The organism is Kribbella sp. NBC_00889 (assembly GCF_045207705.1).
Taxonomy (GTDB): Bacteria; Actinomycetota; Actinomycetes; order Propionibacteriales; family Kribbellaceae; genus Kribbella.
This window is the reverse complement of record NZ_CP108783.1, coordinates 6884126-6894932: the sequence shown is the minus strand read 5'-3', so window position 1 is coordinate 6894932 and position 10807 is coordinate 6884126. Positions and strand designations below refer to the sequence as shown.

The window sequence follows — 10807 nt, the reverse complement described above, 5'->3', positions numbered from 1 at the left end:
CCTCCGGCGCGCTGGAGGCGGACTGTGTAACCGCCAGGGGTGTAGCCGGGGGGTTGACGGGAGGATCTGGATGACAGTCGGAGGCGTCGACACTTACTACGACTACGAAGAAAAGCAGTGGAAGAGCCGGCGGCTGGGAGGCGGACCGATCCGCCGCGGCCCGGTGTGCCCGGCCCCACGAACCGCTGACCATGCGGTGCACGAATCTCCCCGCGAGCGGCATCCGGCCGGTCGCGACCACGAGAAGACCACGACCGCCCTCGCCTGAGAGACCGGACTGACACACCGGTGACAGGGCCCGCCAGATCAGGTCACCGACAGCAGCCGGCAGTCACCACAGCGGCCGTCGTGCCGGAACCCGACGGCCGCTGCGGGCTGACTGAGCTCCCCGCCGGACCAGAGGGCGTGGTCGACCGCCCGCGCGACCCGGCACAGTCCTGGCTCGGTGCCCGGCTGGTCGAGGGGATGGGCAAGGCGCAGCCCAGCGGCTGCGTGCACTGGGCCGGATGCCGACCACGGACGAGCTGCGTTCACTGCTGCCGGACGACGTCCTGGTCGCGGCCGAACGCTGAAAAGGTTCGGTAGGACAAGGTTCGGAAAGGACTGGCCGGGGGCGGGAGCGAGGTGGTTCCGGCGTCGCATAGAGTGACTGGGGTCACTACCGGATCGGAAGGACCCGCCGCGATGGCCGATGCAGGCAAGCAGGGGAAGCGCTCGTACGCGGAGTTCGATGTGACCAAGCCGAGCATCGCCCGCACCTACGACTACCTGCTCGGCGGCAAGGACAACTTCGCCGTCGACCGCGCCTTCGGGGACCGGTTCATCAACGAGTTGCCCGGTTCGGCGGTGATCGCCCACGACAACCGCGGGGCGCTGGTCCGGGCTGTCCAGCAGATCATCACCCACACGCCGGTCCGGCAGTTCATCGACCTGGGCAGCGGCCTGCCGACCGCGGACAACGTCCACCAGGTCGCGCAGCGGTACGTGCCCGAGGCGAAGGTCGTGTACGTCGACAACGACCCGATCGTCCTCGCCCACGGCCGCGCCCTGCTGGCCGAGAACGAGCACACCACCGTGATCCAGGCCGACCTGCGCGAACCGAAGGCGATCTACGAGCACCCGGACACCACCGCGCTGATCGACTTCGCCAAGCCGGTCGGGATCATCTTCAGCGCCACACTGCACCACGTGAACGACGACGAGGACCCGGCCGGTCTGGTCCGGTTCTGGTACGACCGGATCCCGTCCGGCAGCCATGTCTTCATCAGCCACTTCCGCAGCGAGAACGACCCGCGCAGCCAGGAGCTGGAACAGGTCCTGCAGGGCTCACTCGGCCGCGGCCGCTGGCGCACCGACGAGCAGATCCTCGCGCTGTACGGCGACGGGTTCACCGTCCTCGAGCCCGGCCTGGTCCCGGCGGTCAGGTGGCGCAACCGCGAGCCCGTCGAGGAGCTCACCGACTACCAGCCGCTGATCGCCGCCGTGCTCGCGGTCAAGGATTGATCAGCCCGACTTCCACACGAAGATCGAACAATCGCGCCGCGTCGGGCCGCGCCGGCAGCCCCGGCGCCGTGACCTGAAGCTGCCGTTCAGCTCAGGAAGCGTTCCGCCGTGAGGAAGCCGAGTTGCGCGGTCTTCGTGGTGCCGTCCGGCAGCGTGATCTTGACCTCCGGGCCGATGGTGAATCCGGACCGGTACAGGCGGTCGACCGCCCGTTCGTTGCGCGTATCAGGCTCAGCGACGAGCCGCGGATGACCGAGGTGGACGAACACGAACCGGCCGAGCGCCCGCAACAGGTTCCCGGTGAACCCCGGCCGCGGATCACCCGGCGCAACCAGCAGATGCGCCCCGATGTCCCCCGCCTGGATCTCGTACGCCGCCCCGACCGGATCGGCCTGTGGATCGTACGTCTGCAGCAGCCCGATCGGTACGCCGTCCAACCGCACGACGTACACGTGATGCGTCGGCACCGAGTCCAGGAATTCGTACGTCGCCGCGATCTCCTCCCGGGACAACTCGCCCATGCCCCAGAAGCTCGCGCGGTCGGCCGTGACCCAGCCGTGGATGAGGTCGAGATCTCGCAACGGATCCGCCTCCACGATTCCGACCGTGCCGAAGCCCTCGATCTCGTGGGTGAAACTCCGGTCCTCCCGCTCGAGCCTGTCCCACTCGGTGACGATCGGCGCGAGCTCACCGCGCAACCACAACGGCAGCTGATCGTGATGATGCGGGTCGCCGAGTACGCCGGACGCACCCAGCGGCACCACCCATCGGCTGGCCGACCGATCCGCGAGATCCCAGGCATAGCGCGCAGCCGAGCCGCGCACGCACACATCGGTCAGTCCTGGCAGGGACGACGTCGACATCACACAGTGATGGTCGCCGGACAGCCCAAGGTCGAACGGCTCCTCGCCCGGCGCCAAGACCGGACCGCGCAACGCGTGCAACGGCGCCAGCTGGTGCGTCTCGCCCCACGGCGGCCGGCGCTTGCGTGCGGCAACTTCTTCCAGCGCCTCGCGCGCCAGCCAGGACACGTTGACGTCCGGGATCAGCTCGGTCGTGAGCAGGTTCTCCACCGCGTACGAGACATGCGTGAGCACGTCCATCCACGGCACGAACACCTCGGGGACCTGCGCGTCCTCGAGTACGCCGAAGTGGTCGGCCAGCCGCGAGACCAGCGCCTTCCGGATCGCGGCGTACGACGACGCGGTGCTGCTGGCCGCGTCCATCCGCCGGTCCCAGCCGAGCAGTTCGGTGCGCAAGGCAACGGCTTCCGGCGACAGCTCCTCGAGGCCGGCCAGCAGGGCGAGGAGGCCCGCGGCCGACCCGAGGTAGGTGTCCTTGTGGATCGATGGCATCTCGGCCACGGACCAGCTCGACTGGGACGTCAGCAGTTCACGGATCCGGCGGGACCGGTGCGGGGCGGCGAACTCGACGCCGAGTGAGGCCGCGAGCTCCCGCGCGTTCGCCATCACGGCCGGCCCGTCGACGGTTGCCCGCGGCATCGGGTCGTGCCATCCGTCCCACTGGTGGCCGGCTTCCCACGCCGGCACGACGCGCAGCATGTTGTCGCCGTGACGTCGCGGGACCAGCCCGGCGGTGCGATGGAGCAGCCCACCCGCGGTGTCGCCTGCGAGGATCACGTTGACCGGCTCCACCCAGTCGCAGACGGCCGCGTCGATGTCCGCCACGGTGGTTGCCTGAAGCAACTTCGGAATGACCTCGAAGCCGAGCCGGCCGGTCACTCGCGGCGGGTACCGAAGGCTGATCGTCCGGGTCGAGTCGTTGACGATCACCGGGCCACGCTCGGTCTCGATCACCTCGGCCTCGATCGGGTCCGCGCCGGCCACCTCGACGACCTCGGTGTGGACCTGCGCCGGCTTCCAGCCGTCCGGGCCGAGCGCTTCCAGTCCCGGCCCGGCCGGCCGGAGCTGCTCGGCGTACAGGTCCTGGTAGTCGGCCATCGCGTTGGTGATCGCCCAGGCGACCTCCCCGGTGTGGCCGAAGTGCGCGACGCCGGGGATCCCGGGGACGGCGAGGCCCAGTACGTCGTACTCGGGGCAGGACAACCGGATCTGCTGGTAGACGCCCGGGCTCTCGATGTAGCGGTGCGGGTCGCCGGCGACGATCGCCTGGCCGCTGCTGGACAGCGACCCCGGGATCATCCAGCCGTTGCTGCCCGCCGTCCGCGGTCCCTCCGAGGTGAACAGGTCGAGCTTGTCGTCGCCGAGGGTCCGCGCCACGTGGGTGCGCCACAGCTTGCTCGGGAAACCGGCGAACAGGATGTGCACCGCGAGCCAGATGCCCAGCGGCGCCCACGGCTCCCACTCCTGCAGCGTGAGGCCGGTCTCGGCGAACTCTGGGGCACGGGCGGCTCCACCGGGCAGCGCGTGGTTGACGCCCTCGACGTACGCCGTGATCCACTCGCGGGTCTGCTCGTCGAGCGCCTCGAAGCAGCGCTGCGCGGTGTCGGCGAGCCGGGCCTGCCGCGCGAACACATCCCAGCCCGCCGCCTCGGCGCCCAGGAAGGCCGCGCTGGTGCCGAGGAACCGGCGGCGCTCGAGCTCGAGCTGCCAGGCACGGTCGGCCGCGGCGTTGGTGCCTTGCAGGTACACGAGAGCCAGCGGGTCTCCAGCCCGCAGATGCGGTACGCCGTACGCGTCCCGGAACACCCGAGCATTCACTCCTGGCCTCGTTTCAGTTAGGTTAGGCTGCGCTAACTTACAAGTCAGATTCTTCGGCCGCAATGGCATCGACTCTAGGGGAGGTTCTCGTGGGGCACGGCTGGGAAGGTGTGGTGCTCAAGCTGTTCCGCGGGAAGGACTTCGTCTTCACCGTGACGGGTGCCGAACAGGTCACCGAGCGCTACCGCCGGGTGCACTTCACCGACGGCGGTCTGCTCGAAGCCATCGGGGTTCACCCGACGATGTGGGTGCGGCTGTGGTTCGACAACGCGGGCAAGCCGTACCAGCGGGCCTACACGCTGGTCGACCCGGATGTCGGGGCCGGGACGTTCAGCCTGGAGTTCGCGTTGCACGACGGCTGTGCGAGCGACTGGTCCCGCAAGGCCCAGCCCGGCGACACGATCGAGGCCACCGTGCAGGGGACCGGGTTCGAGGTGCCGGACCCGCTGCCCGCGCGGATGCTGGTGATCGGGGACCCGGCGTCCCTGCCGGCCATCAACTCGTTGCTCGCGGTCGCGCCGAAGCTGCCGGCCACGATCTGGTTCGAGACCTCGCACGACGCCGACCACTCGCTCCCGTTCCGGATCAGCCCCGAGCGGCACGAGCTCCGTGCGATCCCACGGCCGGAACTGGTCGCGAGCGTCAAGGCGGATCTTCCGAAGCTCCTCGGCGAGGCGTCCGGCGCGTACGTCTGGATCGCCTGCGACACCGCTACCACCCGCGCCCTCACGACGTACGTCCTGAAGGACGTCGCCGTACCGAAGCACCGGGTGAAGGCATTGGGCTACTGGAAGGCCGCGTAGCCTGACGGGCGTGATCAGCCCTCTCGACCTCACTGACCGCACGCTTGCCGAACGGTTGCTGGCGATCCAGCACGCCGCGTACGCCATCGAGGCCGAGCTCATTGGCTTCGACGGCATCCCGCCACTGCAGGAGGACCTCGCCGGTCTGATGTCGTCCACCGAACACTGGCTCGGCCGGTACGACGGTGACGTCCTGGTCGGCGCAGTGGCGTACGAGTTCCCGGACGACGACACGGTCGAGATCTCCCGCCTGATCGTCGATCCGGCGTACGCCCGCCGCGGTCACGGGCGCGCCCTGCTCGACCATCTCGACCAGCAGGAGCCGCGGCCGGCCAGCCTGGTCTCGACCGGCAGCGCGAACACTCCGGCCGTCAACCTCTACAAGTCCCGCGGCTACCACGAGATCGCGCGGATCGAGGTCGTGCCCGGGGTCGAAGTCACTCAGTTCGAGCGGTAGAAACGGTCGAGCCACGATCCATCGCGACGCTGATCGGTACGCACTCTTCCTGCTCGGGCGAGGCGTATCCCAGTGTGATGACGGGTCAGGCCACGGCTGACGACCGGGTCCGCAGTTGCTCGAAGCCGTAGTACAGGGCGAGGACGAACTGGACGAGCAAGGTGAGCGGGGCCGAGATGAACGACAGCCCGATACAGGCCGCGTAGAACAACGTGCCGATCGAGTAGCGCAGGACCGACGCGCGCTGTTCGGACGGCGTGAGGTTGTGGTCGACCAGGTGAGACCGCAGCACGTGCCACCAGATCAGGCTGAACGCGATCGCGGCCAGCGTCAGGTTGGCGCTGTAGACCGCGGCCGCGACATGGGCATCGATCGTGTCGTCGCGCAGGTACTCGGCGAACAGGTTCGTCGGGAACGGCAGCAACGCGGTCCACAGCAACAGCAGCAGGTTGAGGAACATCAGCCCGCGATCCGCCCGCCGGATCTGCCGGAACATCGAGTGGTGGTTGACCCACATGATGCCGAGGACCGCGAAGCTGGTCAGGTACGCCGCGAACTGCGGCCACTCCCGCACCAACGCCGGCCAGAGCCGCTCGTCCGGTTCGAGCTCGGGAATGTGCAACTCGAGGACGAGCAGGGTGATCGCGATCGCGAACACGCCGTCGCTGAAGGCCTCGATCCGCGAGGTGTCCGAAAGGTCAGACTGGGTGGCCACGGTCACCCAGTCTGACACCGCGACCTCAGTCGGTCGACAGCCTTAGGGCAACCCAGCTGATGGCCGGGAGGGTGACGGTCAGCCGGCCGTCCTGGAGGCTGGAATCGACTGGTTGGGGGGTGATGCGGTCGGGGTGCTCGGCGGAGTTGGTGGCCAGCGGATCGGCGTCGTGCACCATCACGGCTTCCTCGATCGTGCTGACGCCGGAGCGGCTGACGTCGACGGTGACGTCGACCGTGTCCTCGGACGAGCGGTTGACCAGGAAGACCGCCAGTTCGCCCTCGGAGTACGTCGCGACCGCGTCGACGGCCGGGACGTCGCCGTACTTGGCGGTGCTGACGGTCGGCGAGTCGGTCTCCAGCCGCAGCACCTGGCCGGCCGCGAGCCGTGACGTGATCGCGAACGGGTGGAACGTCGGCTGCCGCCAGGCCGGGCCGTTCGGCTCCGTCATGATCGGCGCGATCACGTTCGCCAGCTGCGCCAGGCAGGCGACGGCGACCCGGTCGCTGTGCCGCAGCAGCGAGATCAGGAGGTTGCCGACGACAACGGCGTCGGTGACGTTGTACTCGTCCTCGATCCGGCGCGGTGCGACCTCCCACTGGTCGTGCGGTCCGTCGGTCCGCCGCGAGCGGTCTTTGTACCAGACGTTCCACTCGTCGAACGAGATGCCGATCCGCTTGCTGCTCTTGAGTTCCGCACCCACGTGGTCCGCGGTTGCCGTGACGGCGTCGATGAAGCGGTCCATGTTCACCGCGGAGGCCAGGAACGACGCCGTGTCGCCGTCGTCGTTGCCGTAGTACGCGTGGCAGGAGATGTGGTCGACGAAGTCGTACGTCTCCCGCAACACCTCACGCTCCCAGGTGCCGAAGGTCGGCATCTGCGACGACGACGAACCGCACGCGACCAGCTCCAGATCGGGCTCGATCATCCGCATCGTCCGTGCCGTCTCGGCCGCGAGTCGCCCGTACTCGGCCGGGGTCTTGTGCCCGATCTGCCACGGCCCGTCCAACTCGTTGCCCAGGCACCACAGTTTGACGCCGTACGGCGACGCGCCGTGTTGTTCACGCAGATCGGACAGGGCGGTCCCACCTGGGTGGTTCGAGTACTCCTGCAGGTCGAGCGCCTCCTGTACGCCGCGGGTGCCGAGGTTCAGCGCCATCATCGGCTCCACCCCGGCCTTGGCGCACCAGCGGATGAACTCGTCCAGGCCGAACTCGTTCGTCTCGACGCTGTGCCAGGCCAGGTCGAGCCGGCGCGGCCGGCCCTCGCGCGGGCCGACGCCGTCCTCCCAGCGATAGCCGGAGACGAAGTTGCCGCCGGGGTAGCGGACCACCGACACCCCGAGCTCCCGGGTCAGTTCGAGGACGTCCTTGCGGAAGCCGTCCTCGTCGGCGGTCGCGTGCCCGGGCTCATAGATGCCGGTGTAGACACAGCGGCCCATGTGCTCGACGAAGGTGCCGAAGGTCCGCCGGTTAACCGGGGCAACCGTGAACGCGGGGTCGATGATGATGCGGGCAGAGGTCACCAGATGGCTCCAGTCGTGAGAGGTGAGGTCATCCCTTGATGCCGGCGTCGCCCACCCCACGCACCACATGGCGCTGGAACAGGGCGTAGACGATCAGCAAGGGAAGTCCGCCCAGCACGGCGGACGCCATGATCTGGGCGTAGCGCAGGCCGTAGGAGCCCTGCACGTTGGCGAGTCCGACCGGGATCGTCATCATCGACGGGTCGGTGGTCACGATGAACGGCCAGAGGAAGTTGTTCCAGGCCCCGATGAACGTGAAGATGCCGACGGCAACGAGGATCGGCCGCGACATCGGCACCATCACGCTCCAGACGATCCGCCACCGGGTCGCGCCGTCCACCCGGGCGGCGTCCTCGTAGTCGCGGGAGATGCCGTCGAAGAACTTCTTCAGCACGAACACCATCACCGGCGCGACCACCTGCGGCAACACGATGCCCCAGTAGGTGTCGACCAGACCGAGCCCGGTCATCTCCTGGAACAGCGGCACGATCAGCACCTGCGGCGGGACCAGGATGCCGGCGATGATCAGGCCGAACAGCACTCGGCGGCCGGGGAACCTGGTCCGGGAGAAGCCGAACGCCGCCAGTACCGAGACGACCAGGGTCAGCCCGGTGACCAGCACCGACACGACGGTGCTGTTGAAGAACCAGCGAATCAGGTCGCCCTGGTCGAGCACGCTGCTGTACGCCGCCATGGTCGGCGCTGCCGGCAACCACGTGATCGGTGACCGGGTCGTCTCCGGTTCCGGCTTGAGCGAGGTGTCGAGGGCCCAGAGCAACGGAACCAGCCAGAGCACGGCCAGCAGCACCGCACCGACGATGGTCGCCACCTTCGGGAAGGTCCACGTCGTCCTCATTGGTCGGCCTCCTTCCGGCCGGAGAACAGTCTGAACTGCAGCACCGCGACCACCACGATGACCGCGAAGAACATGTACGAGATCGCCGACGCGTAGCCGATCCGGTAGTTGGTGAAGCCGTTCTGGTAGATGTACTGGATGATCGGCCGGGTCGCGAAGTTCGGCCCGCCGTTGGTCATCAGGTAGATCTGGTCGAAGATCTTCAACGACGCCACCAGTTGCAGTACGACGATCAGTCCGGTGGTCCGGCTCAGCAGCGGGAGCGTGATCCGGAACAACTGCTGCCGGCCGTCCGCGCCGTCGATCGCGGCCGCCTCGTACACCTGGGCCGGAATCCCTTGCAGGGCGGCGAGATAGAGCAGGAAGTTGAATCCGACCGTCCACCAGACGGTCGTGATCACCACGGCGAGCATGGCCCGGTTCTCGGTGTTCAGCCAGTCGATCTCAGCGAACCCGCCGGCCGTCAGCAGCCCGTTCACCAGGCCGAACCCGGGCTGATAGATCCACACCCAGATCAGCGTCACGACTGTCGCCGGCAGGACGAACGGAGCGAAGTACGAGAACCGCAACAGCCAGCCCAGCAGGCCTTTGCGGTTCGCCAGCAGGGCCATCACCAGTGCGATGACGACCAGTGGTGGAGTACTCATCGCGGTGAAGACGAGGGTGTTCTTCAGCGACGACCAGACGGCCGGATCGCCGAACATCTCCCGCCAGTTCTGCAGCCCGAGGAACTCCTGTTTGACCCCCGCGAGACTGGTGTTGAAGAAGCTGTTCCACAGCCCGGAGATGATCGGCCAGATCATGAAGACGGCGAACAGCAGCAGGAACGGCGCGACGAAGAACAGCCCGCCCCAGCGTTCCTTCCAGGGCTGTCCCGTCGCCGGCTTCGCCGCGGTGCGCGGTGTGGTCGTGGTGACCTGAGGTTGTGTCTGTACGGCCATGAGCGTGACCTCCTGTCAGACCGGGGACGGGGTGTCGAGCAACTTCTGGGTGGCGGCCTTGAACTGCGCGAGCGCCGCCTTGGGGGTCGCCTGGCCGGAGAACACTCCGCTGAACGCGGCTCCGGCCTCGTTCTCCAGTTGCGCTCCCGAACCGCTGAACCAGCCGTCCGGGTCGTAGAGCACATCCGGCGCGACACTGCGGTACTCCGCCTGTGGCTTGAGGTCCAGGTACTTCTGGCTCTTCGCCACCGGCTGGTACGCCGGGATGTGGCCGCCGGCTGCCCAGTCCGCACTGTGCTTGAGGATCCAGGCGATGTACTCGATCGTCGCCTTGGTGTCGTCCTTGTTCCGGTTGGCCTGGTGCGGCAGCACGAACGTGTGCGAGTCCCCGGCGAAACTCGGTACGTCGTACACGACCGGGAACGGCGCCATGCTGAACGGCGTCTTCGCGGTCTGGTACGTCGTCACCTCCCACTCACCGTTGAAGCTCAGGCCCGCGTCGCCGTTGGTGAACTGGGCGACCAGGGCGGCGTAGTTCGACGACTTCGGAGTGAGTCCGTCGGTGGCGAGTTTCGCCATCAGTTCAAGGGCTTCCAGCGCCTTGGCGTCGTCCAGGACGAGCCGCGTGCCGTCGTCGCTGAAGAACTTGCCTTCCAGTTGGCCGTAGAGAGTCCACCAGATTCGCCACGGGTTCGTGGTCTCGACCGAGGCGGCGTACTTGCCGGTGGTCTCCTTGACCGCCTTGAGCAGGTCGAGGAACTCGGTGACGCCCTTGACCGGCTTGATCTTGCCGTCCGGGCCGAGCAGACCGGCCTTCTTGCAGACGTCGGTGTTGTAGTAGAGGACGAACGGGTGCTGGTCGAGCGGTACGGCGTACAACTTCCCGTCGACGATGCAGCGGTTCCACGTCGCCGGCAGGAAGTCGGACTCGCGGACGCCGGCCTCCTCGAGCAGGTCGACCGGGATCGGATCGAGCATCGTGGTCGGGCTGAATCCCTTCAGCCGGGACAGATGCAGGGTTGCGACCTCTGGCGCGCGGCCGCCGGCCGCCGACATCGCGAGCTTCGTGTAGAACGGCGGACCCCAGGCGAGCGTGTGCGCCTCGAAGTCGACGTCGGGGTGCTCGGCGACGTACTGCTGATGGATCTGCAGCAGGCGGGCGCCGTCACCGCCGCCGAACAGATTCCATTCCCGGACCCGCGGCCGGGACCCGAGGCTGCCGCAACCGGTGAGCGCGAGGGCGCCGAGCATGCCACCTAGTACTGCTCTGCGCCGTGGACGAGGAGGGCGGTCGTCAAGCATGCGAGCCTACTTTACATCGGTGTA

11 protein-coding genes are annotated in these 10807 nt (G+C 68.0%); 4 read left to right on the top strand and 7 right to left on the bottom strand.

Annotated elements, in window-relative coordinates; all coding sequences use genetic code 11:
• Window positions 1-70 precede the first annotated feature (70 nt).
• The gene (locus OG817_RS33765; protein WP_131361650.1) at window positions 71-268 is read left to right on the top strand and encodes a hypothetical protein; all 198 of its coding nucleotides are present in this window, start codon (window positions 71-73) and stop codon (window positions 266-268) included.
• Window positions 269-306: 38 nt separating this feature from the next.
• On the opposite strand, the gene OG817_RS33760 is transcribed toward OG817_RS33765, so the two are convergent.
• Window positions 307-498, bottom strand: coding sequence for a hypothetical protein (locus OG817_RS33760; RefSeq protein WP_406048813.1), 192 nt, complete (start codon window positions 496-498; stop codon window positions 307-309).
• Between the two features lie 186 nt (window positions 499-684).
• On the opposite strand from OG817_RS33760, the gene OG817_RS33755 reads away from it, so the two are divergent.
• Window positions 685-1503, top strand: a complete 819-nt coding sequence (locus OG817_RS33755) for an SAM-dependent methyltransferase (protein WP_406048812.1) — start codon at window positions 685-687, stop codon at window positions 1501-1503.
• A gap of 86 nt (window positions 1504-1589) precedes the next feature.
• Here OG817_RS33755 and OG817_RS33750 read toward each other — a convergent pair whose 3' ends face one another.
• Complete coding sequence (locus OG817_RS33750) at window positions 1590-4184, bottom strand: GNAT family N-acetyltransferase (protein WP_406048811.1); 2595 nt, start codon at window positions 4182-4184, stop codon at window positions 1590-1592.
• Window positions 4185-4273: 89 nt separating this feature from the next.
• Here OG817_RS33750 and OG817_RS33745 point away from each other — a divergent pair, with 89 nt between their 5' ends.
• Window positions 4274-4987, top strand: a complete 714-nt coding sequence (locus tag OG817_RS33745) for a siderophore-interacting protein (protein WP_406048809.1) — start codon at window positions 4274-4276, stop codon at window positions 4985-4987.
• A gap of 10 nt (window positions 4988-4997) precedes the next feature.
• Window positions 4998-5444 (top strand): GNAT family N-acetyltransferase, encoded by a 447-nt coding sequence (locus tag OG817_RS33740; protein WP_406048807.1) that lies wholly within the window; start codon window positions 4998-5000, stop codon window positions 5442-5444.
• A gap of 85 nt (window positions 5445-5529) precedes the next feature.
• Here the strand turns inward: OG817_RS33740 and OG817_RS33735 are convergent, their stop codons facing one another.
• From OG817_RS33735 to OG817_RS33715, 5 genes are read right to left on the bottom strand one after another with little or no spacing between them, the layout of a single operon-like run.
• Entirely contained in the window at window positions 5530-6159 is a 630-nt protein-coding gene (locus tag OG817_RS33735; RefSeq protein WP_406048805.1) for a TMEM175 family protein, read from the bottom strand.
• 25 nt (window positions 6160-6184) lie between these two features.
• Window positions 6185-7684, bottom strand: a complete 1500-nt coding sequence (locus OG817_RS33730) for an alpha-N-arabinofuranosidase (protein WP_406048804.1) — start codon at window positions 7682-7684, stop codon at window positions 6185-6187.
• A 28-nt stretch (window positions 7685-7712) separates the two neighbouring features.
• Entirely contained in the window at window positions 7713-8540 is an 828-nt protein-coding gene (locus OG817_RS33725; RefSeq protein ID WP_131511034.1) for a carbohydrate ABC transporter permease, read from the bottom strand.
• The gene (locus tag OG817_RS33720; RefSeq protein WP_406048802.1) at window positions 8537-9481 is read right to left on the bottom strand and encodes a carbohydrate ABC transporter permease; all 945 of its coding nucleotides are present in this window, start codon (window positions 9479-9481) and stop codon (window positions 8537-8539) included. Before OG817_RS33720 ends, OG817_RS33725 begins: the two co-directional genes overlap by 4 nt.
• A 15-nt stretch (window positions 9482-9496) precedes the next feature.
• Window positions 9497-10783, bottom strand: coding sequence for an extracellular solute-binding protein (locus OG817_RS33715; RefSeq protein WP_131361691.1), 1287 nt, complete (start codon window positions 10781-10783; stop codon window positions 9497-9499).
• Between the last annotated feature and the right edge of the window lie 24 nt (window positions 10784-10807).